The organism is Kouleothrix sp. 19917 (assembly GCF_057073505.1).
The window spans coordinates 1,491,497-1,515,295 of sequence record NZ_CP097099.1 but is presented as its reverse complement, the minus strand read 5'-3'; the positions used below and the strand labels follow the sequence as shown (position 1 = coordinate 1,515,295).

At 50.8% G+C, this 23,799-nt stretch carries 27 protein-coding genes; 19 read left to right on the top strand and 8 right to left on the bottom strand.

Annotated features, from left to right (window positions below):
* Positions 1-899: 899 nt before the first annotated feature.
* Complete coding sequence (locus tag M1P90_RS06160) at positions 900-1,223, top strand: type II toxin-antitoxin system RelE family toxin (protein ID WP_483701763.1); 324 nt, start codon at positions 900-902, stop codon at positions 1,221-1,223.
* Positions 1,189-1,434, top strand: coding sequence for a type II toxin-antitoxin system Phd/YefM family antitoxin (locus M1P90_RS06155; protein ID WP_483701762.1), 246 nt, complete (start codon positions 1,189-1,191; stop codon positions 1,432-1,434). Before M1P90_RS06160 ends, M1P90_RS06155 begins: the two co-directional genes overlap by 35 nt.
* 291 nt (positions 1,435-1,725) lie before the next feature.
* Here the strand turns inward: M1P90_RS06155 and M1P90_RS06150 are convergent, their stop codons facing one another.
* Entirely contained in the window at positions 1,726-2,076 is a 351-nt protein-coding gene (locus M1P90_RS06150; protein WP_483701761.1) for a hypothetical protein, read from the bottom strand.
* A gap of 539 nt (positions 2,077-2,615) precedes the next feature.
* Here M1P90_RS06150 and M1P90_RS06145 point away from each other — a divergent pair.
* Positions 2,616-2,945, top strand: a complete 330-nt coding sequence (locus M1P90_RS06145) for a hypothetical protein (RefSeq protein WP_483701760.1) — start codon at positions 2,616-2,618, stop codon at positions 2,943-2,945.
* 300 nt (positions 2,946-3,245) lie between these two features.
* Positions 3,246-4,355, top strand: a complete 1,110-nt coding sequence (locus M1P90_RS06140) for a WD40 domain-containing protein (protein ID WP_483701759.1) — start codon at positions 3,246-3,248, stop codon at positions 4,353-4,355.
* 1,112 nt (positions 4,356-5,467) lie between these two features.
* Here M1P90_RS06140 and M1P90_RS06135 read toward each other — a convergent pair.
* Positions 5,468-5,863, bottom strand: a complete 396-nt coding sequence (locus M1P90_RS06135; protein WP_483701758.1) for a hypothetical protein — start codon at positions 5,861-5,863, stop codon at positions 5,468-5,470.
* Between the two features lie 77 nt (positions 5,864-5,940).
* Here M1P90_RS06135 and M1P90_RS06130 point away from each other — a divergent pair, with 77 nt between their 5' ends.
* From M1P90_RS06130 to M1P90_RS06115, 4 genes are all read left to right on the top strand, one after another.
* Complete coding sequence (locus M1P90_RS06130) at positions 5,941-6,300, top strand: hypothetical protein (RefSeq protein ID WP_483701757.1); 360 nt, start codon at positions 5,941-5,943, stop codon at positions 6,298-6,300.
* 244 nt (positions 6,301-6,544) lie between these two features.
* Positions 6,545-6,775 carry a DUF433 domain-containing protein gene (locus M1P90_RS06125; RefSeq protein WP_483701705.1) on the top strand — a complete coding sequence of 77 codons (231 nt, stop codon included), beginning with the start codon at positions 6,545-6,547 and terminating at the stop codon, positions 6,773-6,775.
* The gene (locus M1P90_RS06120) at positions 6,772-7,119 is read left to right on the top strand and encodes a DUF5615 family PIN-like protein (protein WP_483701756.1); all 348 of its coding nucleotides are present in this window, start codon (positions 6,772-6,774) and stop codon (positions 7,117-7,119) included. Before M1P90_RS06125 ends, M1P90_RS06120 begins: the two co-directional genes overlap by 4 nt.
* Positions 7,120-7,549: 430 nt before the next feature.
* Positions 7,550-7,987, top strand: a complete 438-nt coding sequence (locus tag M1P90_RS06115; RefSeq protein ID WP_483701755.1) for a hypothetical protein — start codon at positions 7,550-7,552, stop codon at positions 7,985-7,987.
* A gap of 678 nt (positions 7,988-8,665) precedes the next feature.
* Here the strand turns inward: M1P90_RS06115 and M1P90_RS06110 are convergent.
* Both M1P90_RS06110 and M1P90_RS06105 read right to left on the bottom strand, forming a co-directional pair.
* Positions 8,666-9,148: a transposase family protein gene (locus tag M1P90_RS06110; protein WP_483704612.1), complete on the bottom strand. Its 483-nt coding sequence runs from the start codon at positions 9,146-9,148 to the stop codon at positions 8,666-8,668.
* Entirely contained in the window at positions 9,064-9,600 is a 537-nt protein-coding gene (locus M1P90_RS06105; RefSeq protein ID WP_483701754.1) for a transposase family protein, read from the bottom strand. Before M1P90_RS06105 ends, M1P90_RS06110 begins: the two co-directional genes overlap by 85 nt.
* Before the next feature lie 39 nt (positions 9,601-9,639).
* Here M1P90_RS06105 and M1P90_RS06100 point away from each other — a divergent pair, with 39 nt between their 5' ends.
* The 7 genes from M1P90_RS06100 (at position 9,640) to M1P90_RS06070 (ending at position 15,365) form a co-directional block, all read left to right on the top strand.
* Positions 9,640-10,542, top strand: a complete 903-nt coding sequence (locus tag M1P90_RS06100) for a serine/threonine protein kinase (RefSeq protein WP_483704610.1) — start codon at positions 9,640-9,642, stop codon at positions 10,540-10,542.
* Between the two features lie 190 nt (positions 10,543-10,732).
* Positions 10,733-11,074 (top strand): hypothetical protein, encoded by a 342-nt coding sequence (locus tag M1P90_RS06095; RefSeq protein ID WP_483701753.1) that lies wholly within the window; start codon positions 10,733-10,735, stop codon positions 11,072-11,074.
* A 390-nt stretch (positions 11,075-11,464) separates the two neighbouring features.
* Positions 11,465-11,815, top strand: a complete 351-nt coding sequence (locus M1P90_RS06090; RefSeq protein WP_483701752.1) for an IS630 transposase-related protein — start codon at positions 11,465-11,467, stop codon at positions 11,813-11,815.
* Positions 11,816-11,892: 77 nt separating this feature from the next.
* Complete coding sequence (locus M1P90_RS06085; RefSeq protein WP_483701751.1) at positions 11,893-12,411, top strand: transposase; 519 nt, start codon at positions 11,893-11,895, stop codon at positions 12,409-12,411.
* Complete coding sequence (locus M1P90_RS06080; RefSeq protein WP_483701750.1) at positions 12,408-12,896, top strand: hypothetical protein; 489 nt, start codon at positions 12,408-12,410, stop codon at positions 12,894-12,896. Before M1P90_RS06085 ends, M1P90_RS06080 begins: the two co-directional genes overlap by 4 nt.
* Positions 12,897-13,002: 106 nt before the next feature.
* Complete coding sequence (locus M1P90_RS06075) at positions 13,003-13,668, top strand: hypothetical protein (protein WP_483701749.1); 666 nt, start codon at positions 13,003-13,005, stop codon at positions 13,666-13,668.
* Positions 13,669-14,984: 1,316 nt separating this feature from the next.
* Entirely contained in the window at positions 14,985-15,365 is a 381-nt protein-coding gene (locus M1P90_RS06070; protein WP_483701748.1) for a hypothetical protein, read from the top strand.
* On the opposite strand, the gene M1P90_RS06065 is transcribed toward M1P90_RS06070, so the two are convergent.
* Entirely contained in the window at positions 15,351-15,818 is a 468-nt protein-coding gene (locus M1P90_RS06065; RefSeq protein WP_483701747.1) for an IS66 family transposase, read from the bottom strand. The genes M1P90_RS06070 and M1P90_RS06065 overlap by 15 nt on opposite strands.
* Complete coding sequence (locus M1P90_RS06060) at positions 15,748-16,740, bottom strand: IS66 family transposase (protein ID WP_483701746.1); 993 nt, start codon at positions 16,738-16,740, stop codon at positions 15,748-15,750. Before M1P90_RS06060 ends, M1P90_RS06065 begins: the two co-directional genes overlap by 71 nt.
* A gap of 165 nt (positions 16,741-16,905) precedes the next feature.
* On the opposite strand from M1P90_RS06060, the gene M1P90_RS06055 reads away from it, so the two are divergent.
* The gene (locus M1P90_RS06055; RefSeq protein WP_483701745.1) at positions 16,906-17,334 is read left to right on the top strand and encodes a GNAT family N-acetyltransferase; all 429 of its coding nucleotides are present in this window, start codon (positions 16,906-16,908) and stop codon (positions 17,332-17,334) included.
* 393 nt (positions 17,335-17,727) lie between these two features.
* Here M1P90_RS06055 and M1P90_RS06050 read toward each other — a convergent pair whose 3' ends face one another.
* Entirely contained in the window at positions 17,728-17,958 is a 231-nt protein-coding gene (locus M1P90_RS06050; protein ID WP_483701744.1) for a hypothetical protein, read from the bottom strand.
* A gap of 1,016 nt (positions 17,959-18,974) precedes the next feature.
* Here M1P90_RS06050 and M1P90_RS06045 point away from each other — a divergent pair.
* Complete coding sequence (locus M1P90_RS06045; protein WP_483701743.1) at positions 18,975-20,042, top strand: hypothetical protein; 1,068 nt, start codon at positions 18,975-18,977, stop codon at positions 20,040-20,042.
* Here the strand turns inward: M1P90_RS06045 and M1P90_RS06040 are convergent.
* Positions 20,020-21,111: an IS4 family transposase gene (locus tag M1P90_RS06040; RefSeq protein ID WP_483699168.1), complete on the bottom strand. Its 1,092-nt coding sequence runs from the start codon at positions 21,109-21,111 to the stop codon at positions 20,020-20,022. The two genes, M1P90_RS06045 and M1P90_RS06040, sit on opposite strands and share 23 nt — an antisense overlap.
* A gap of 846 nt (positions 21,112-21,957) precedes the next feature.
* Here M1P90_RS06040 and M1P90_RS06035 point away from each other — a divergent pair.
* Both M1P90_RS06035 and M1P90_RS06030 read left to right on the top strand, forming a co-directional pair.
* On the top strand, positions 21,958-22,317 hold the full coding sequence (locus M1P90_RS06035) for a hypothetical protein (RefSeq protein WP_483701742.1): 360 nt from the start codon (positions 21,958-21,960) through the stop codon (positions 22,315-22,317).
* Between the two features lie 282 nt (positions 22,318-22,599).
* The gene (locus M1P90_RS06030; RefSeq protein WP_483701741.1) at positions 22,600-23,370 is read left to right on the top strand and encodes a hypothetical protein; all 771 of its coding nucleotides are present in this window, start codon (positions 22,600-22,602) and stop codon (positions 23,368-23,370) included.
* Positions 23,371-23,799: the final 429 nt, after the last annotated feature.

Below are 23,799 nucleotides of genomic sequence, written 5' to 3'. Positions count from 1 at the left end.
ACATAACGATATATCAGCAAACGTAATAATAGCAGAAGATTAAGTGGAAGTCAAGCAACAAAAGGCAGTAAGGCAGTGATGTAGTTCGCACACATAAACGGCGACGATACGCATTAGGACGGTTTGAAATAGAAGCACCCCAACACGCGCTTGCAGCGGACGCCGCTTCGCGTCGAGCAAGATCGTGCCTTTTTCAGCGTCAGTTTCTGCTACAATGTGACAGCCGTCAATCGGTGGCGGCGCCGCTAAAGCGCAACCCGTTGGGCGTCTTTCGTTTCTCAGGTTGTCTTGATCTCACAGGTCGCTTTCTGTCTTTTCGCCAAAAGAACGCAGTGCAACCACGAAGGAGCGAGATCGAGCGTGGGATGAATGCCCGTTGTGCCACGTGATTCTGTGTCGCGTTTTCTCAACCCCGCGTGGTACGAGCGCCCGTTATGCTGGCGTGGTTTCGTTCAACGCCTGGTTCACACCAGTGTGATCTGAAAGCTCGTTATGCCGCGTTGTTCCAGTCAGCGCTTTCTCAACCCTGCGTGGTATGGGCGCTCGTTGTGCTGAATGTGATTCCGGTCAACGTGATTCCGCCGAGCGCAGCTGCTCGTGTCGCATCAACGCTGGCCGAACATGCTTCAGCTTGGCTGTCTATCGAGGCTCACGCCCAACACGCGCTTGCAGCGGACGCCGCTTCGCGTCGAGCGAGATCGGGCGTTTTTCAGCGTCAGTTTCTGCTACAATGGTGTTGCTATCAATCGGGGCGGCGCCGCTAAAGCGCAACCCGTTGGGCCCTTACCACATCCATAGCCTCTCCACTCCTTTCCTTCTTTCAAACCTGCTCTTGCAATTTTCCCAGAATCTAGCTATACTCTAGCCAGATTTGACCACGCTGTCAGGATATTGTTTCTATGTCCTATGAAATCATTCTTGCGCCTGAAGCCGTCGAAGATCTTCAGTACTTGAAGCCGAATGTTCGTGCAACCGTTCGTGATGCCCTCGAACGTTTCCTACGTCATCAACCAACCAAAATCAGCAAAAGCCGTATCAAGCGACTTCGCGGATTAGCACGTCCCCAATACCGATTACGCGTCGATGAAGTACGGATATTTTACGATGTTCGCGACACTACGGTTGAGGTTCTTGCTATTATCGACAAACCCGACGCTGCTGCTTGGCTCAAGCGAGAAGGAGTACCTGATGAAACAGATCCCACTCTCGGAAGTGAAGAATGATCTTTCCAAATATCTTCGTCTTGCCGAAGAAGAAGCGATCGTGATCACGCGCCATGGAAAACCAGCTGGTATTCTGATCGGCTTCGAGTCAGAGGATGAGTGGTTTGAGTATCGTCTAGAGCATGACCCGCGTTTTCTCAACCGGATCGAAGCAGCGCGTGCAAGCCTCCAAGCAAAACGTGGTATTCGATTAGAAGATCTGCCAGAATGATGCTAAGGCACTCACGTACAAACGCTGCTCAATCGGCGGGCCCAACACGGCGTTGCAGTTGACCGCTTCGCGCTCAAGATCGGTGTTTTTGAGAAAGTCTGTGCGGCGCTCACGGCAACTGAACGCCAACTCGTTGGGCGAACGCTGTCCTGATCACATTTTTGCGTCCATCGCTTTGTCATTTCTGTTTCAAGTTGCCTGCCTTCCTTTTGCACTGAGCATAAACCTCCAGAGTTGTCTTTCTTCGCCTTGCCAGTTTTCGCTCATCAGCCTCGCGTGACGCCGTGCTCATCACTTCCTGACCATCCTCATTTTTGCTCCGCTTCCCCGCTCTTTCACCAGTTTCGTTTGATGCCTCAGACGCGCCTCGCAACGCTTTTCGGCAGGTGCATTATTCGAATTTGCAGGTGCAAATTCCTTTTCGACAGCTGCAAATTCCTTTTCGGCAGGTGCATTATTCGAATTTGCAGGTGCAAATTCCTTTTCGACAGCTGCATTATTCGAATTTGCAGGTGCAAATTCCTTTTCGACAGCTGCATTATTCGAATTTGCAGGTGCAAATTCCTTTTCGACAGCTGCATTATTCGAATTTGCAGGTGCAAATTCCTTCTCGACTGAGGCAGAAAACAGACCTTCGCGCACTCACTCCTCTGAACTGTTACTCTGTTCGCTCGCGAACCGCGCGGCGCGCAAACAAGCAAACACTTCTCGAAATCTGGTGCTGCGCGCCGCGCGGAACGCTCCCGCTGTCAGCAGATCAACGCCGTTCGCGTGCGTCAGGCGCAACGAAGCGGGCACAAGCACCGCTGCGAGCTCTCGCCTGCCTTGCGCCCGCCTCGTTGCGCAGCCATAAACCAAACGCAGCAGCAAATGAAACGTGGTATGATTGCGGCAGCAACACCGTGGTCGGCAAACAAGCGCGTTCGCCCAACACGGCGTTGCAGTTGACCGCTTCGCGCGCGAGATCGTTGTTTTTGAGGAAAGTTTGTGCAGCGCTCGCGGCAACTGAACGCCAACCCGTTGGGCTGGCCACATCAAGCTAACTGCCAAACTGTGGTCGTTCTTAATCCCAACCCATTCTCGTGCAGGTGTGAGCATCCTAAGGAAAATTATGTGTATAGCTGCGTCGATCAGCGCTATCGTCAGGTTTACCACTATTAAAGAGTAGAAAGTATCCTTGCATGTTTGGTGCCATTTTGAGTAGCGCAGTCATCGTAATCCTCCTCTGGATTGCCATTACGAGCACCATAGCTGCCATTCGCCACCGAGAACGCACCCTTGGTTTATTGGCCGTAAGCGTTCTACTCTTAGCTATCAGCCAGTCCATTCCGCTTACCAACCTGCTGATTGGCGGTTTCGGCAGCCAAATGGAAACTTGGTTGCTGGTGCAGCTCGGCATATTTCTGTTGGCAATAGCCGGAGTAGCGACGTTCAATTTTCTAGGAGGTCTCTCACGACTTCGCCGGAAGGGACTGACACTCAAGCGCATTTTGCTCTTAAAAACCACATAAGCCTGAAGAGAAGCTTGAGGATGAGCTTGCAGTATAAGTGATATACAGTGGCCTGCCCAACACGCGCTTGCAGCGGACGCCGCTTCGCGTCGAACGAGATCGTGCATTTTTCAGCGACAGTATCTGCTACAATGTGGCTGCCATCAATCGGTGGCGGCGCCGCTAAAGCGCAACCCGTTGGGCCATCCATTAAAACTTACTCACTACTATACAGGCATGTAATCGTCTTTTTGAATATATAGCTAAGAATAGGCAAATGTGTAATAATAAGCCAGAGTTTCTAAATTAAAGGAGACATGTATGTTCTGCCCCTCTTGCGGAAAATCAGTTACAAATGGTAACCATTTTTGCTCCTCCTGTGGTTCTCGTCAACCAGATACATGTAAGAATTGTAAACACATATTGATTGAGAATCCAAAATTCTGCGTTTATTGCGGTACAGCACAATCAGGCACAAGCACTCTTCCAAGTGGTTATCAAGATAATTTACCCTCCAGTGCCTCATCAACAATGCATACTATCAACAATACTTTGCCTCACATGTTTCCAAAGCCTAAAAAACTTTACCAGTTAAAATATAAGGGTAGTCTAGAAAGTATTAGTGTCAGCCCCAGCGGCCTCCTATTGGCGACAAGCGACATCGATAATTTATCTTTGTGGCGTGTTTCTGATGGTAGTCGTCAGCAATCATTTGAACATTTTATCGGAAGCGAGCAATTAATATTTAGTCCAAATAGTCAATTCCTTGTTATAATGGGTGTTAAAGTTGAGTTGATCAATCTCGCTGATGGGAAGGTAATACGTGCCTATGAGCCAGTAAAAGGCGTTTTGTTAAAAACAATTGCTTATAGTTTAGATGGAAAAACTGTATCTATTTCGAACTATGACGGCGATATACTCTTATGGAATATTTCTGATGGTCGTATCATGGGAAACTTACAAAAAACCGAAAAAATGTCGATAGACACAATCGAGTATAGCCCAGATGGTCAAAAAATAGCGGTTGGACACGATGACGGAGTATCGCTTTGGGATCTGAAAGATGGTAAATTACAATACACAGTAAGGGATGTAGGAGGCGTCATCGCATACAGTCCCGATAGTTCAATGCTCGCCGTTGGCAACGTAATTGGGACTATACACTTAAGAAAAAGCAACAATGGTGAGCCAATCAATGAAATACAAGCCCATACTAAATGGATTACCGGAATTGCGTGGAACTCTGATGGAAAAATCCTCATAACTGCAAGCTATGATGGAACTGTTAAGTTATGGAGCATGACAGATTATAGCTTATTACATATTATCCAAGGACAAGCTGGCGGCATTAAATCCATGTCATGCAGTAAGGAACAAAATATTATTGCTATCCATAACGAAGATGGTACAGTACAGATATGGCGGTATTGACGATTCAAAATCAAACTAGTCTAGTTAATCTGAAAGATGGCCCAACACGCGCTTGCAGCGGACGCCGCTTCGCGTCGAGCAAGATCGTCCGTTTTTCAAGGCCGGTTTCTGCTACAATGTCGTTGCTATTTACTGGTGGCGGCGCCGCTAAAGCGCAACCCGTTGGGCGCGTCTCGTTTCTCACGCTGTCTCGTTCTCGCAGGCTGCTTGCTGTCTTTTTGGCATAAGGAAGCTGTGCTGCTCAAAGAAACGAATCAAGCGTGGAATGAAAGCCCGTTGTGCCGCGTGGTTCCGTGTCGCGCTATCTCAACCCGCGTGGTGCGAGTGCTCGTTATGCTGATTGTGGTTCCGTTCAACGTTTGGGGCATAGCAATGTGGTATAAAAGCTCGTTATGCCGCGTGGTTCCGTTCAAGGTTTTCGCAACCCCGCGTGGTGCGAGCGCCCGTTATGCTGAAGTGGTTCCAGTCAACGTGATTCCGCCGAGCGCAGCTGCTCGTGTCGCGTCAACGTCGGCGTCTCATGCTTCCACTCGACTGTTTATCAAAGCTCGCGCCCAACACGCGCTTGCAGCGGACGCCGCTTCGCGTCGAGCGAGATCGTGCCTTTTTCAGCGCCAGTATCTGCTATAATGTGATTGCCATCAATCAGTGGCGGCGCCGCTAAAGCGCAACCCGTTGGGCGCGTCTCGTTTCGCAGGTTGTCTTGATCTCGCGGGTCGCTTTCTGTCTTTTTGGCAGAAGAACGCAGTGCAACTCCGAAGGAGCGAATCGAGCGTGGGATGAGCGCTCGTTGTGCCGCGTGATTCCGTCAGCGTTTTCTCAACCCTGCGTGGTGCGAGTGCTCGTGGTGCTGGCGTGGTTCCGGTCAAAGTTTCGCGCACTTCAAGGCTGTACGAAAGCTCGTTATGCCGCGTGGTTCCGTTCAGCGTTTTCTCAACCCTGTGTGGTACGAACGCCCGTTATGCCGCGTGGTTCCGTTCAAGGTTGTTCGCAACCCTGCGTGGTACAAAAGCCCGTTCTGCTGAATGTGGTTCCAGTCAGCGTGATTCCGCCAAGCGCAGTTGCTCGTGTCGCATCAACGTCGGCGTCTCATGCTTCCATTCGGCTGTTTATCAAAGCTCACGCCCAACACGCGCTTGCAGCGGACGCCGCTTCGCGTCGAGCGAGATCGTGCCTTTTTTAGCGTCAGTTTCTGCTACAATGTGGTTGCCATTAATCGGTGGCGGCGCCGCTAAAGCGCAACCCGTTGGGCGCAACTCAAACTCATCTCGCACTTGATGGTATCGGTCAGTTTGCCGGTTACCTTCTCCATATCCACTGACATCGGCTTTGCTATTCTTGCTCTTTTTCACTTTGGGAGAAGGATTTGGCACGTATGGTACGCTCAGTCCTCCGAACTCTCCTGGTCGGTTCTGTTTTCTTTCTCGTATGCTGTGGACGTTCTGTTCCTGATACCACGGCGGTTCATTCACCTCCACAATTACAAACTCCTGCGCAATCCACTCCAAGCGCTACCCTCTTGCCATCACATCACCCTGCGCTTCAGCCCTCAATCCAAACGTCGTCTGGAGCGATTTCACTTGGCATGCCACGTTCTACAATTGCTACCATTCTTGGACAACCAGATACAGAAGGCATCGTTCACGGGCAAGGCGGAACAGAATGGACATACCACTCCGGTATCACAATTGATTTTTGGGACAATACTGCTGATTCTCCTGCTGCTTCACTTCTGCTCACACCACCGTTTGATGGAAGCACCCTTGAAGGATTTGGGCTTGGCGACAGCCAGACAAAATTCAAGGAGGTGTACCGGGAGAACAAGCTCCTTGTGACCGCAGCAAACCAATATCAAATCACGATTGCACGTGGGATCACTTTGATCACGCAGTTTGACGATCAAGGTCAGGCAGTCGCTATTCACTATGTGCAAGATGCGCCATAAAGCGGAACGCAAGAGGCTGCGCCCAACACGCGCTTGCAGCGGACGCCGCTTCGCGTCGAGCGAGATCGTGCCTTTTTCAGCGTCAGTTTCTGCTACAATGGTCTTGCCATCAATCAGTGGCGGCGCCGCTAAAGCGCAACCCGTTGGACGCTGCCATCACTGTGCGACCACGAGTATGGTACAATCACATTATCTCGTCACGTTCAAGCACCCCACTCGGCGCAGCGATTTGAGAGGCATTCGTATGGACAAGTCTTACCGTTCCATTATTACTATTAATCCAAATATCCGAAGTGGTAAGCCGACCATTCGTGGTCTCCGCTATACTGTCTATGATGTCCTATCTTATCTGGCCGCTGGAATGTCAATTCCAGAAATTCTTGAGGATTTTCCTGATTTGACCGAGGAAGATATTCACGCCTGCCTGAGTTTTGCCGCCGATCGCGATCATCAGATCCTTGTAGCTGCCGCATGAAACTGCTCTTCGATCATCACCTTTCACGAAAGCTCGTCGGACGACTGGATGATCTTTTTCCAGCTTCAAGCCATGTTGTCTTCCATGGGCTTTTCAATGCCGAAGATGATGCTATTTGGAGGTTTGCAGGTCAGCAAGACTACACCATTGTCACCAAAGATTCGGACTTCAATGACCTGAGCGCCCTACGGGGTGCGCCACCAAAAGTAATTTGGATCCGTATTGGGAATTGTACAACTACAGAAGTGGAAGTTCTACTTCGCCGACACGCGCCCGCAATTGGCCAGTTCCTTTCCAACACAAGCGAACGTCTGCTCGAAATTATTCCAATGCCACCACGATAGTCTCAACTGTAGAGACATATTATCCTTGCACCGCAATAAGCATGAATTAAACAGCAGCGTCCAACACGGCGTTGCAGTTGACCGCTTCGCGCGCGAGATCGTGCGTTTTTGATAGAAGCCTGTGCAGCGCGCTCGCGGCAACTGAACGCCAACCCGTTGGGCGTCTATTCATCAAATACTTTTCAAAGTATAATCCGGCAGGTCTCCTTTTTCCGCGTATCAATCTTCTCTTCATTATGTCGCCTTTTCGTAATGGGTTATAAAAGTGCGACAAGGCTACACGACGAGTTTTCGTAAAAACAGCCAGTCTTATTTCATTACTGATTTTATCTTTTCTGCGCCGTTTCAATCAATCAGGTCATGTTCAAACGAGTCGAGCGAGCGCCAGATAAAAGTCTGTGCATCCTCACGCACTCTGGGAAATCGTGTGATGGATCCAATCACCCATGTTCTGATAACACGCGTCTGCATCGACACGAAGCCAAGCACTATTCTTGGTGGTTTAGTTGCAGATGCGCCTTTCTATTGTGCCTATCCTCCTTGGCTTTTTGTAACCAGGCAACTCGGCCCTGCTCTCGCTACAAACACATGGCCCGAGCCACCTGCATGGATGAAAACGGCACACCATATTTTTCATAGCTTTCCAGTTCTCGGCCTATTGGCACTTCTCCATCGTATCATTTGGAAACGGTGGTTCTCAGCAAGCCTTTTCGCGTGGTGTCTACACATCCTGATTGATTTGCCAACTCATTCTCGTCGCCAATGGGCACCGCAATTTCTTTGGCCGTTATCAGACGTGACGATTGATGGAGTGTCGTGGGCTGAATTGCTCTTCGCCAAAGTCGCTGCTGCGAAAGGGGAACAGTGAGGACAACGGGAAAACAAACGACAGAATAGACGCCCAACACGCGCTTGCAGCGGACGCCGCTTCGCGTCGAGCGAGATCGTGCGTTTTTCAGCGTCAGTTTCTGCTACAATGTGTTTGCCATCAATCGGTGGCGGCGCCGCTAAAGCGCAACCCGTTGGGCGGCGATGATCGGCCATCCATCATATTCGAACATGTGTGCGTCATCTTTATGATCTTTATTGTCATTTGCGTCTACTTTTCCGATCGTCTAAAATGATCTATAAACGAGATTGAAGGACTATGAGTTATTTCACTAGGACTTGACTTATGACGGAACTAGCTATAAAAAGTCAGATTCGCTCTTGGGTTAAGTCTAACCATAAATTCACCTCTGATCTTGGGGAAGTTCATATAGGTCCACAATTTGCAGAAGGAGGAAATGCTCTCGTATTTGAGTCATCTTTTGCTGGAGGTACTGCTATTAAATTTTTAGCAGAGGCAGTTACATCACCACCATCCTCCCGCTATGCCAGGTTCTTAGATGAATACAGAAACCTAGTTAAACTCGTTTCGACAGGAGTGATAGTTCCATTGTACCATTTTGGCGTACAAGATATAGGTCATGTAAGAGTACCATATTTCATCATGGAGCGTTGCAAAAAAACACTTCATACAGCGTATAGTAGACATTATCCCGATTTAAGAATGAATAGATGGCCAAGGGTTGGTTCGAACACGGAAATTGTGTAAACCGCAACTCACTTCCATCACCATATCTTTGAGCCCGTCTTTCCACAGACGTATCGTGTCTTTGACTATTCGACAGCGTTTCACACTCCTGATCACGTGTTCTGCCACAATTCGACGCTGTGCAACCAGGCGGTTGTGCGCTTTCTGTTCGGCGGTCAGTTCGCCACCCTTCGGCTTCTTGAATGGACGTGTGTGCTCCACACCCGCCAGTTCGTAGCCGAGAAAGCCCAGATCATCGACCAGTTCGCTGCCCTCTGCCAACGGGTAGGGCGTCAGATCAGCAATCGCCTTGTCGTGAACACTCCCTTCGAAGGTATCACTCAGAAACAGGATCATCAACGCGCGGATCAGCAGTACATTCTTGACTGTATGGCGCTTGCTCTTGCCGCTGTAGAAACTGCTCTGGTCGGCTGGGTCACTGGGACGGTGGATTGGTCGTTCGGTGCCATCGTGAAAAAAGGGGTCGCGAATGCTTCAGACGAGAGCGCAGTGAGGCGTTCTTTCAAGTCGGCAAGGTTGCGTGAGGGCAAGTCGCCCAGGCTCGCCAGTGCAGCATGGAGCGCAGGCAGCAGCGCCTGGATCCACTGGTTGGCTTTCGGCTGGCCCATGCCAAAGGCAGCGCCGTGAAAGGTCTGGGTCGCGGCTTGCTTGAAATAGGTCAGGATGAAGAGCAGGCGATCTTCTTTGGAGGGCAAGGGGCAGGTTGCATACTGGCTATAGCGCCGACCAGTGCGGGGCTTGCCCTCGAGCGTCCAGTCACGCATTCGCGCAAGAAAGGCAGTTTCAAAGGGGACGGCGAGGATATCAAACTCTTCAACCGTCAAGCTGGTCAAATCAAGGATCCGATACGCCTTGTCGCGTTCTATTTCATATCGTAATGGCATGACATTGCTCCTTCTGTTTGGAGAGATATCATATCATAAATCGGGATAATCTCTAATAAAGATAGACTTACAAGTGCCAACGATTTTGAAGATCTACTTGATAGATTATTGTACAACTTACAAGTTATACACGAAGCAGGGATTGTTCATCGCGATATTAAGCCTCAAAATATACTCTTGCGCTCAAATAATCAATGGGTTCTTGCAGACTTTGGAATAGCGTGGTTTGATCCAAACTTACACAATCGTTTTGTAGTGACTGAGCCAAATGAACGCTTAGCAAACTTTGAATTTTCCGCACCTGAACAGATAAAAAGACAATATTATGGCAATCCAACACCCTCAATGGATCTTTATGCTTTAGGTCAAATCTTGTATTATTGTGTTACAGGCCAGGTCATTAGGGGATTGGGATATCCACGATTAAGTAGCATAGTGCCTAGCTTAGGTGTATTTGATGAGTTGATTGAACAGCTTGTAAAACAGACACCATCAGAGCGACCTCAATCAGTCAATGATGTAAAGAACCTTGTTAACCAACAGCGCTCATATGCTAATGATCCAGAGAACATTCGGATGGTCAAATTTTTGAAGCAGCAGGAAGACTTTGATCACCTGCTACGAAGTAGAATGCCAGGAACATATGGCTTTGTTCAGGCGAAGAATAGCCAAACAATCTCAAGAGTTCTCCTTGGCTTACAAAATTATTGCAACGATCATGATCTATGGTGGTTTAGCGCATTTGGCCACAACCCAACTTGTCCTATAGAACAGCTCTCAGAAACTACTTGGTTAATTGGAGCGCGCGAATGCCAGATTAACGACTTGTGGATTTACAGAAATCAGACCCATGAGCTTCAGCACGTTCTCCTTCAACTTGGTCCTATGCCTTCATTTCACTACCGTACAGAAAATCCGTGCTATTCAACAACTTTACCATAACATAGGTTGAAGGTACAGCCCTATGCGGTACGAATACCATTTTTACGCGATATCGGAAGAGTTTGAGCTGTTCGGACAAAGAAACTCTTTACACTTCGGATGAACAGGACGGTGTCCTGCCTGTATTTACGCTCATCTGTTCGATAAAATACGACCTATTTCATCGAACAAATTTTCTGTAGGGTAGTGAATGCCTTCATTTGGTTTGTCTACGGTTGAACAATCTACTTTAGATTACGAAGAGGTTGGTTTTTACAATGGCCAATATATATCACTTGCTGATTATTATGATGGTTATACAATAGTTAATGACGAGGTCATAAAACTAGAAAACGCTGAATTACGCTCTCGCAACATGGTCAATGAGTTTCTAGTACTTGCACCGAAACTTAGTGTTTACAACGTGAATAAGAATGATAGAATAGTAAGACAAGTACTTAAGGGATTAAGAAAACAAAAGCATATCACTTCTGAAGCCCTACAGCCCCTCGCCAATCTCGAATCTGCCGATTGGATGCACGACTGGGATTAAGAGGTATCGATTTTAATTTATAATTTACAACGCCGCCCAACCAGCGCATGCGCCCGACGCCGCTACGCGCCGACAAGATCGGGGCGATTTTGAAGATAGAAACCAGCTACAGTGCAATCTCGATCTACAGATGCGGCGCGGGTGATGCGCAATCCGTTGGGCGCAAACTTGACAAAGTTTCAAATATGCTCTATCATTGTATTTACGCGATTATGATGCCTTTTCGGATATCACTTGATGGTCGCTAATTTCAATCCAACTAATTATCTAAATTTCCACAGTAGAAGGAGTAACGCATGAAGACTCATCCCTTGCTTCGTTCTTCGAAATATTTGGCAGCTACCTTATAGCAGCGGGCAAAAAGATTGATCGTGTGGTAGACTGAGGAGCATGAAAGCATATTCAGTCGATTTACGACAACGCGTGCTCGACGCGCTTGAACGAGGAATGCCACGAAGCGAGGTGGTGACCACCTTTCAGGTCAGCGACGGCAGTATCAAACGCTGGCTCAAACGGCAACGTGACCACAGCAGCCTTGAGCCGACCAAGCCTTCCGGACGCCCTCGAACGCTCAAGCCCTCTGATGATGCCAGTGTTCGTCGCCTGCTCGAACTCACTCCTGATGCCACACTTGCTGAGCACACTGAGCAGTGGAATCAACTGCACGACACGCCGATTTCGCACTGGACCTTTGGTCGAGCGGCACGACGCCTAGGCTTCACGCGAAAAAAAAGAGTCTGATAGCACGCGAGCGTGACGCGTGGCAGCGAGCGGTATTTGCCGCAGTCCAGACGGGAGTTGCGGCCGACGATGTGGTGGTGCTGGACGAATTCGGCAGTAACATCGATATGACCCGTCGCTATGCACGTGCACCACACGGGCAACGCGTGTGTGAGCAGACACCACGCAACACTCCGCGTAATACCACTACGCTCGCTTCGCTCAGCACCCAGGGCATTGGCCCGAGCGTGGTGATGAGTGGCGGTCTGACCCGCGCGATGTTCGAAGCGTACATTCAGGATGTGCTCGGGCCGACGTTGCGAGCAGGACAGGTGATAGTGCTCGACAATGCGCGAGTGCATCACGGTGGGCGAATTGCCGAACTGCTTGCGCAGCGTGGCTGTCGTGCGCTGTATCTGCCACCATACTCGCCGGACTATTCGCCGATTGAGCTGGCGTTTGCCAAAATCAAAGCGCACATACGCCGCTGTAAGGCGCGAACGCGCGAGGCGCTTGAGCAAGCGATTGAGCAAGCACTTGCGTTGATTTCTTCCGCCGACGCTCGCGCCTTTTTCGCCCATTGTGGCTACCGCCTCTGGCCGATCCGAGATCAATGATTATGCTCTTTGCTATAATAGGGATAACCCTTCTATTTACCTTTGCTATTCGTTCGGTTTTTGCTCTTTCTACTCCTGTAAGATGTGATAGTCCTTTTTCCAAGTACGGTTGTACTCAGGTCATCTATACTATTAGCGGAAGCCAAGCACAGATTAGTGATCGTAACTGGAAAGGAGCGATCGATGGTGGAGCAAAACAATGGCAAATGTATTGGATAAAGGATTTTGAATCAGTAAATGGATCTTGGGTTTGGCGTGAGACATGGGGGCAAAGTGGTTGGAGAACTGATGTTACCCTGAGTCCTTGGTTCAATTGGGCAAATGATAATCGGACAAGGAGTAATCTAACGACGGTTCAGTTCAAACATCGCTATCAAGAATCTACTCCTACATCTGGAACATATTACTGGTGTTCATCAATTTATGAGCACTATCTTTGGAATAATACGTCCGCTGAGGTTGGCACAGGCGTTTGCTCATCTTAATATAGCGATCCCACATAACTTGTAAAACAGAGCCGAGTTTTAGGCGGTTCGCTGGCAATGGCTCTGGCTGAAGCCTCGACAGTTGATGCATAACAAGGAGTAGAGAATGCCGCATCGAAAAACTATCGCCATGTTGATCATGGCTATAATCGTAATAGGAGCTGTTTTTAGTCTCTTCCAGCAAAGTAATGCGGCTCCTGTATTGCCATCACAAAAATGGCCGGCTTTCACAATGGTATACCAGGAATGGAGATATGGTTTAGGCATTAATGGAAATCCTGGCACGCAGCGGATCAAATTAACGTATACTGATGCACTTCATTGGCGAACCGAGATATTATCTCATAGTGCAATTCCCGCAGTCGCTGGAGCTTGGGATGAATATGATGGGGCTACCGTTACCAGTTTTGACCCTCGTACTGGTCAAAAGACGGTGAACAATGTCGCACTAGATCAAGGCATACACATTTCCGCTGAGTGGCTACGACCAGATTACATTTCATTTCTTATGAATAAGCCCTTAGTAACACAACTAGCAGAAAGGGCAGTAGGTGAAAAAGGCTTGGAGTATATCGAGCATCTTCCCTGTACCGACCCATCGGGTATAGAAAAACAGGCTGGCTTGGCTTCGTGTGCGTCCAATCAGCGAGAGGCAAAACGCACTATAAGATATCGACAACAAGATAATATCCCTTTAGAAATCACCGACACTCTTGATGGAGTGGTAGTTCAGCGAATTACCATTGAGAGCTTAGTAGCTCAGTCAAATTGACAACTTAATAATCCTATATCTTTTATAACCCCTCATATAGATTATTTCTAGTCTATATGAGGGGTTATATGATTTTATGCAGTTAGTCATTCGGCTTTGCGCCCAACATGCGCATGCAGTCCGACGCCGCTACGCGTCGACAAGATCGGGGCGATTTTGAAAGTTGGATTTGGCTCAAAGCCACTACTGCTCTATATGTGGCGGCGCGGCTGATGCGCGAGCGTTGGGCGCGTCTCGTTTCACAGGGTGTCTCGATCTCGCAGATCGCTTTCTGTCTTTTTGGCATACCAAAGCAGTACAGTCACAAGAGAGCGAATCGAGCGTGGGATGAGCGCCCGTTGTGCCACGTGGTTCTGTTCAAGGTTTTCGCAACCCTGCGTGGTACGATCGCTCGTTGTGCTGAAGTGGTTCCAGCCAAAGTTTGGCGCGCTTCACGGTGATACAAAAGCCCGTTGTGCCGCGTGGTTCTGTGTCGCGCTTCCCCAACCCCGCGTGGTGCGCAGGCTCGTTGTGCTGAATGTGGTTCCGGTCAACGTGATTCCGCCAAGCGCAGCTGCTCATATCGCTTCAGTGTGGTCGTTTCATGCTTCAACTCGGCGGTTTATCGAAGCTCGCGCCCAACACGCGCTTGCAGCGGACGCCGCTTCGCGTCGAGCAAGATCGGGCGTTTTTCAGCGTCAGTATCTGCTACAATGCGGTTGCCATCAATCGGTGGCGGCGCCGCTAAAGCGCAACCCGTTGGGCGAGTCTTAGGCGCGAAGTTCCCTCGATCTTGAATATCACTTTCTGTCTTTTTGGCAGAAGATCGCCCTGCCGCTACGAAGGAGCAAATCGAGCGTAGGATGAAGGCCCGTTGTGCCGCGTGATTCCAGTCAACGCCTTCTCAACCCCACATGGTATGAGCGCCCGTTGTGCTGACGTGGTTCCAGTCAGCGTTTGGTGCATTTGTACGTGGTACGAAAGCTCGTTATGCCGCGTGGTTCTGTTCCAGGTTGTCTCAACCCCGCGTGGTGCGAATGCTCGTGGTGCTGAATGTGGTTCCGGCCAAAATGATTCCGCCCAGCGCAGTTGCTCGTATCGCTTTAAGGTCTGTGGCTCATGCTTCAGTTTGGCTTTCTATCAGTGCTCACGCCCAACACGCGCTTGCAGCGGACGCCGCTTCGCGTCGAGCGAGATCGTGCCTTTTTCAGCGCCAGTGTCTGCTACAATGTGACAGCAATCAATCGGTGGCGGCGCCGCTAAAGCGCAACCCGTTGGGCCACCAGTTATCAAACATATCGCCATACGTTTTCCGTCAACCACAAGAAGGAGCGTTGATGCTCATAACCAATCGCCCCTATTACCATTCTGATGATTTCACCCGCCTCTCCCAGTTTCTCAGCTTCTTGCGTCCTGATGCGCCTCATACCTACGTGTTACATCCCGGCGATCTCACCTGGCAGATGTTTCATATGCTCGCCGAGTATCCTCCAGCCTCGCTTGTTCAGCTTTGGGAAGATCAGAACGGCGATATCCTTGGCTTTGTCTTGCTCTATCCTCCGTTTGGCGGCTTTACGCTGCAAATCCATCCGACACATCGCGGAAGCGCGCTTGAAGCCGAAATGCTCCAGTGGGCCGAGCAGCATCTTTCAAGCAATCGTCGCAATTCCACGCTTGTCAATTCAAACGACACATGTAACTGTTCACTGTTGGGGTAAAGAACATTCGGTCGAAGAGGTTGCGCCTTGGCTCAACAGCTTGACGCATTCCTCAAACGGGTTGCACTTGCGTGCCTGCCAGGTCTCGAACAGACTTGCCAAGCCCAGCCGAGTCTTGGTTCCCTGCTGGCTGCGCGAGCCGCCGCTGATCTTGCGCATGACAACCAGCGGCCGGATGCTGCGTTCGGCCAGATTGTTATCCGCACTCAAGCCATCGATCAGCACAAACTGGAACAACTCTTCCTCGTGCCGCAGCAACCGTTTCGCCAGCGCCTGGCAGGCATGCTTTTTGACCCGCGCATAGGCGAACCCGAGTGCGTGCGCCCGTGCCGTCAGTTGCACGTACTGCTGCTCGCGCTGCTCGCGTATCGGCTGCTCGTGCTCACGCAGCCAGCTTTGGGCATCGTCGTAGAGCGCTCGTACCTGCTGCGCCCACTGCGAGTACCCCCGCATCGTCGGCGTGCTGCTGCTTCAGCTCCCGCAGCGCGCGCAGCAGATGAACCCAGCAGCGCTGATGCTTGCCGGCATAGATGTTGTAGCCGCAGTAGAAATCGCTCACCAGGTGGCCCTCAAACTGACCAGCCAGCATGCGTTTCACAACGGCCTGTCCACGTGAGTGGTCGTAGTCGTAGTAGCGCACAGCTTGCTCGCCTGGGGTTGAAAACGCCCAGATGTAGCCGTTCATTCCATCCTCGCGCCACGACGTTTCGTCGCCGTGCAGGATCGGACTGGCACGCGCCTGTGCCTTGAGCGCCTCGAGCTCGGCTTGCAACCTCTGCCGCAACTGATGGAGTAATTCCACGATTTCGCCTGTGCTGAGCAGCAATTGATGAACGCTGTGCAGATACGCCTGGATGCGGCGGATGGGCAAGCGCAGCGTGGTACGCAAGTAGCCGAGCAGGCTGATGATGCGCACGCCGATACGCCCTTGCCCCAGCACCTGACCACTCAGATCGAGCTTGGGGCTGTGCCAGCGCTGGCAGTGCGGACAGAAGCGTTTGATTACCCGATGTTCGACGACCTCGACCGGCTGCGGTTGAGGCAGTTCAATCACCTCACGCGAATAATCGAGGCTATCGCCTTGTAAGCGGTAGAGGCAGTCGGGACAGCGCTCAAGCGCATGCTCGACCGAGCGGGTCGGGGTCATTCGCTTGCGGTTGTGATTGTGCTGAGGTGCTCGCTTCTTGCGCGGCGATTTTGGCGAGGCTGGTTTGGGTCGATTAGGTTTGACGAAGGGTGGTGGCTCGTCGTGGTGCTGTTCCAGTTCGGCAATCCGAGCCAGAGCAGCCGCTAAGGCCTGCTCTAGCTCGCCGACGCGAGCGTGCAAATCGCTATTGACTGCGCGCAGGCGCTCAACTTCGTCTTCAAGCGTCATGCAGCCGAGTATAGCATAAGCTTAGGATAACTGTGAACAGTTACCGACACATTCCGTGTAAAGCTTCTCACGGAACGTGGCTATCAAGCGGCTGGTGATTGGCTGTATCTCGACCAAAGTCTCACAACACCCTGTCCAGAGCCACACCTGCCACCCGGCTTTGTTGTGCGAGCGGTCAATGATGCGCAGGAAGCAGATGTACGCGCAACGGTGCTCGCTGCTGCGTTTGAGGCTCCTCCATTGATTGAACGGTATCGTCAGTTCATGCGCTCGCCCGGCTACAATCGCGATCTGGATCTGGTAGCGGTTTCGCCAGATGGGCAATTTGCGGCCTTTGCGATGTGCTGGGTTGATAGAGAAAGCCGAGTTGGGCAGTTCGAGCCAGTGGGAACGGCACCAGAATTTCGCCGCAAAGGAGTAGCACGAGCGGTCCTTGAAGAAGGTCTGCGCCGAATGCAAGCGCACGGAGCCGGACGCGCAATGGTGATTGTTGAAGCAGAAGAACAAGCTGCGTGGAAACTCTATGAAGCGGTCGGGTTTGAGGTGCGATGGACGCTACAATGGTATGTTCGTAGTAACCCCGTTTCAGCGTGAGTTGATCACAATGCAACGTGGCGGCAAACTGGTAGCCCAACACGCGCTTGCAGCGGACGCCGCTTCGCGTCGAGCGAGATCGTGCGTTTTTCAGCGCCAGTTTCTGCTACAATGTGCTTGCCATCAATCGGTGGCGGCGCCGCTAAAGCGCAACCCGTTGGGCGAACGCTGTCCTGATCACATTTTTGCGTCCATCGCTTTGTCATTTCTGTTTCAACTGGACTACCTTCCTTTTGCGCTGAGCATACACCTCCAGAGTTGTCTTTCTTCGCCTTGCCAGTTTTCGCTCATCAGCCTCGCGTGACGCCGTGCTCATCACTTCCTGACCATCCTCATTTTTGCTCTGCTTCCCCGCTCTATCACCAGTTTCGTTTGATACCTCAGACGCAGCTCTCAACGCTGTTTTGCACCTGCAAATTCCTTTTCGACAGGTGCATTATTCGATTCTGCACCTGCAAATTCCTTTTCGACAGGTGCAAATTCCTTTTCGACAGGTGCAAATTCCTTTTCGACAGGTGCAAATTCCTTCTCGACAGGTGCAAATTCCTTCTCGACAGGTGCAAATTCCTTCTCGACAGGTGCAAATTCTCTTTCGACTGAGGCAGAAAACAGACCTTCGCGCACTCACTCGTCTGAACTGTTACTCTGTTCGGTCGCGAACCGCGCGGCGCGCAAAACGAGCAAACGCTTCCCGAAATCTGATGCTGCGCGCCACGCGGAACGCTCCCGCTGTCAGCAGATCAACGCCGCTCGCGTGCGTCAGGCGCAACGAAGCGGGCACAAGCACCGCTGCGAGCACTCGCCTGCCTTGCGCCCGCCTCGTTGCGCGGCCATAAACCAAACGCAGCAGCAAATGAAACGTGGTATGATTGCGGCAGCAACACCGTGGTCGGCAAACAAGCGCGTTCGCCCAACACGGCGTTGCAGTTGACCGCTTCGCGCGCGAGATCGTGCGTTTTTGATAGAAGCCTGAGCAGCGCGCTTGCGGCAACTGAACGCCAATCCGTTGGGCGCATCTCGTTTCTTAGGTTGTCTTGATCTCACAGGTCGTTTTCTGTCTTTTCGGCAGAAGAACGCAGTGCAACTCCGAAGGAACGAATCGAGCGTGGGATGAATGCTCGTTGTGCCGTGTGGTTCCGTGTTGCGCTGTCTCAACCCCGCGTGGTACAAGCGCCCGCGTTGTACTGATTGTGGTTCCGTTCAACGTTTGCCGCAAAGGAGCGTGGTACGAAGGCTCGTGGTGCTGAGTGTGGTCCTGTTCCAAGTTGTCTCAACCCTGCGTGGTACGAACGCTCGTGGTGCGGAATGTGGTTCAAGTCAGCGTGGTTCCGCCGAGCGCAGTTGCTCGTGTCGCATCAACGTCGGCGTCTCATGCTTCCATTCGGCTGTTTATCAAAGCTCACGCCCAACACGCGCTTGCAGCGGACGCCGCTTCGCGTCGAGCAAGATCGTGCGTTTTTCAGCGTCAGTTTCTGCTACAATGTGACAGCCATCTAGTGGTGGCGGCGCCGCTAAAGCGCAACCCGTTCGGCGGCGAACCCAGCTCAGTGCCCTATCTACAGCTTTATAGCATTGGTCCTAAATAAGCTACAATAGGATTAGCGAGAGGCGAACGTACTATCAGAAGGTTAAGCAAGACGATGGATGTCAAGCGTATTTTTAGTTGCGGTGTCGACAATCAGATTTTCCAATCCAAATTCACTGAACTTACTGAAGATAATCAGCGTCGTTTAGAGCGAGTTGCTGGCCGAATAGGGGTATCTCTCAAAATCCGATATGAATTGGCATTGCATCGCAATCCTGTTATTTCTCTCCACGATGAGTTTCTTCTTAACCATGTTGAGTTACCGTCTTTAGAGATTTATCTTCTCGTGACCTGTCTTGATACCTTAGCTGGACAGGCTCGTTATATAGATTTCCGAGATTGGTTGAAAAGGCGGCCAGATGTCGGGCAAATAGGATTGAAGGAGATTTCCGATCTTTTTTCCGAATATCAAGAGGAGCATGGTGTTAGCAGGAATATTCGTAGGCTTTTCAAAAATTTGCCTGAATGTCTTAAGTTGTGGCTAACACAAAACGTTTCTATCAGAGAGATGACCGCACCACTAGAGCCATCTCAACAAGACCCCGATATATTAGTCGAAAGGCTCTGTACGTACTTCTTCGACATACGACGCAACGACTATACACATAGTAGTATTGCTCGGCAAGTCTCTACCTCCGAGGATATATTCTTACCACGAGAGGATGGGTGGTGGTTCACACCGGCAGTCGGGACTAATTTTGTTCTTGACAAGAGAAAGCCTAACAAGCGATGGAACTTTTCATACCGACAAGGAATAGATGAAGCCACGATTCTTCGACTAATTATTCACTCAGCAGCGTTACAAATATTGGGTGTTGAAGTTAATCAAGATCTAATCCTTCTTAACTTCAAAAACTATTCCCGAATGGATGCATTATATTCATTTATTAGCGAAGTTACGCACAACGCAAACCTGCTCAGGTCATGGCCAAAGATCAACGATACTAGGATCTCGGAATTTGCCTCTTTTCTTATATTTGAGGGTGTTCCGACTTTGAGCGAAGAGGCATCCAGTAGAATGATTGACCGATATGAATTACAACAGGGATGGGAGCAAGGATTCAAGCAAATGACAGTGCAATACCTAAATGAAGTACTAGCTACCCGACAGTTTGTCTGCTGATAGGAGTGAATTGCATCACAAACGGCCGCGCGTTCTTCAGGCATCGGTAGATCCAGCGAAAACCGATCTGGAAAATGCTCAGGTCGCGCCGGTCGTGACGGTCAACCTGACTGCGCAGCCCACGCTTGACCACCCGTGCCCCGCTTGTCATCAGCCAGTCGTAGACCAGCACCACCGCCAGCGTCAGCCGCGACAGTCGCGCGAAGTGCCGCAGATGTGAGCGTTCCAGATCAAAGCCCTGCCCCTTTAAATCGCCAAACAGCTCTTCGATCCACATCCGGCGCCGATACGCCTGCAACACCGCTCGCCGCGTCGGCAGATTGCTCGCCAGCAACCACGCTTCCTTTTCGCCGGCTGCCCACTCTGCCAGCAGATTGACCTGCCGCTTGTGTGTGCGTGTCAGCCGCGCGCCTTCCAGCCAGAGATGCTGCCCAGCCTGCTCCACCTGCTGGCCAAATGCCTGCCACTCCGGCGTTTCGGCCGCTTGCACCTGATTGTTCGGTTTCTGGCGCAGCACGTAGCTCCAGCCCCACGCCTGCAGTTGCTCCTGCACCTCGCAGGCTTCGAACTCGCTATCACCGACCAGTGTCACACGGACATCGAGCGGCATCAACTGGCGGACAACGCTGAGCAGGGCCAGTTGCACACGCGCCGAGCAGTGACCTTTCGCGCCCGGCTGCCAAGTCCAGGCGATCGGAATGGCGCGGCGTCGAAACGCCACAGCGACCATCACGAGCCGATGCGAGAAGCTGACCTTGCTGGCATCGATAATCAGACGGACCTGAGCAGTGGAGCGCGCTTGGGCAAGCAGCCAGGCACGAGCAAACGGCTCATACAGCGGACGAACACGCAGGGCAGGATTGTCGAGCAGTCGTTCGAGCCGACGCACGATACTGCGTTCGGTGGCCTTGCCGGGAATACGAAGCGCGATGTGGGCGAGGTGAACCGACTTGGCGAGCAGAATACCGGCCATCAGGGCGGCTAGGGTGCGGAGACGGGTAATGCGCTGATGAGGATGCAATTGCTGCAACTGCTGCAAGCTTGTATGATACACACGGTTGATCGACATCTGGTTCCTCCTTGGACAGGGTGGATTGTGTTCGCCACCACTGTACTCAGAAGGGCGATGTCGATCAACTGCCGCTCGTGATATCGTCGGTGAACCTGTACCATCACCTCTCTCTTGAAACTGTCGGGTAGCTAGAATGAAGTACAGTCATTAAACACAGTTATCAACAAATTCAACGAAGAAAATCCACGCCTTCGCTCCGTTCAAGATGATATTGACGGACGGTGGCAGACAGTCAAAAGATTCTTACAAGAGCAAACCAACCTACCTGTTTACGAGATACTTCTAAAATGGCCTGCAATGACAGAGATGACAAATCTATGGTTTATCATTCGAGATCCGTGTTACACATAAGCTGTTATGGCCCTCAAACCAAACAGCGCCGCCGAACAAGCCCATCCAGCCGACGCCGCTGCGCGTCGAGCAAGATCGGGCCTTTTTTGAAATCTGGAAACAAACGATTGATTTCCCGATCTACAAGGGCGGCGCAGCTGATGGGCATAGCGTTGGGCGCAATTCAAACTCATCTCGTGCTTGATGGTATCGGTCAGTTTCGCCTGTCACGTTCTCCAAATCCACTGACATCGGCCTTGCTATTCTTGCTTTTTTTCGCTTTGGGAGAAGGATTTGGCACGTATGGTACGCTCAGTCCTCCGAACTGTCCTGTTCGGTTCTGTTTTCTTTCTCGTATGCTGTGGACGTTCTGTTCCTGATACTGCAGCGGTTCATTCACCTCCACAAATACAAACTCCTGCGCAATCCGCTCCAAGCGCTACCCTCGTGCCATCAGATCGCCCTGCGCTTCAGCCCTCAATCCAAACGTCGTCTGGAGTAATTTCACTTGGCATGCCACGTTCTACAATTGCTACCATTCTCGGACAACCAGATACAGAAGGCATCGTTCACGGGCAAGGCGGAACAGAATGGACATACCAATCCGGTATCACAATTGATTTTTGGGACAATACTGCTGATTCTCCTGCTGCTTCACTTCTGATCACACCACCGTTTGATGGAAGCACGCGTGAAGGATTTGGGCTTGGCGACAGCCAGACAAAATTCAAGGAGGTGTACCGGGAGAACAAGCTCCTTGTGACGGCAGCAAACCAATATCAAATCACGATTGCACGAGGAATCTCTTTGATCACGCAGTTTGACGAGCAAGGTCAGGCAGTCGCTATTCACTATGTGCAAGACGCGCCGTAAAGCGGAACACAAGAGGCTGCGCCCAACACGCGCTTGCAGCGGACGCCGCTTCGCGTCGAGCAAGATCGGGCCTTTTTCAGCCTCAGTTTCTGCTACAATGTGGCAGCCATTTATCAGTGGCGGCGCCGCTAAAGCGCAACCCGTTGGACGCTGCGTTTGTATCGTCACGATATCTTAACTTCACCAACTCAAACTCATAGTATACTGGCTGTACTCGTATCCGTTTGCGACATTCTCCACTTGACGCCTATGCAATCTCCTCGACCTCGTATTAGTCCAAAGGTGCTGCTCGAACTTGCGGAGAAGCTTCACCAAGATGACCCGATTGCTCAAAATCGCCTCAAAATGCATCCACTTGTTAACCATTACCAAACGTGGTCGATTTTGCTCATTGGTGGCGCTTGGCTTCTGATGATCTCTGTAGCACCAATCTTGCTTTTCCTGATGCTGTTTGGCACGAAGTTCAATTTTACTGGCCAATGGGTAATTGCCGCAGCATGGCTGCTGGGTGGCTCTTTTATCGTTGGTGGCCTGCTCCCAATCGCCATTTGGCTCGATCAGTTTATCCGTCGTGAGCGCCCCTCAACGGCACCACTCCTCGGCGGTATTGCAATCCTGACAAGCACAATCGGAAGCATATTTCTCATTTGGCAAAGGATGAGTGAAGATGTTTCTCCTTCAATGACAGTGGGTGTATCCGCATTGCTCGGTATGATCTTCATCGGATGGGGCGTGTACCGCTTAATAACCGAGCGCCAAACGAATATTGTCTTCCGTCTTGTTTTCCTCGTTGCAGCACTCTGCTTTAGTATTGGACTTGTCAGTAATACAATTGCCCTAAAACATGAGGCGCTTGCTATTCCACCTGCGAACTATCGGGCTTTACAAGGACTGAACGGCGTGCTTTCGCCGATCGGATGGATCGCATTAATTATCTCGAATTTTAGTTCGGTAGCGACAAGGAATATCCAGTGGAATAAAAGAACGAGCTTGCAACTTGGGCTATTCGGTGTACTATTGATTATATTGTTACTATTATTACTCGCACGATAAGTGATTCCGAACGATGCGCAGCGTCCAACACGCGCTTGCAGCGGACGCCGCTTCGCGTCGAGCGAGATTGTGCGTTTTTCAGCGCCGGTTTCCGCTACAATGTGCCTGCCATCAATCAGTGGCGGCGCCGCTAAAGCGCAACCCGTTGGGTGGTCCTTCATCCTACACAGCCTACCACCGCCGGTTGTATAACATCTTGCATAATAGAGATTATCGCGATTTAAATTTGCAAATACCATCTGGCTCTTCAAGACGCCAGAAAGGCATTAGCACAAGCGTTTCCTAGATGTGCGGTTTAAGGCTCCCTGATGCCATTTTATACTTAAATCGTGATAATCTCTAATAAATATGGTTTTTAACTCTATTTGCAAGTGTATTGATTAGTTGGTATTCGAATAGAATGGAGCTTGGCAATGCTTGCAGACCAAA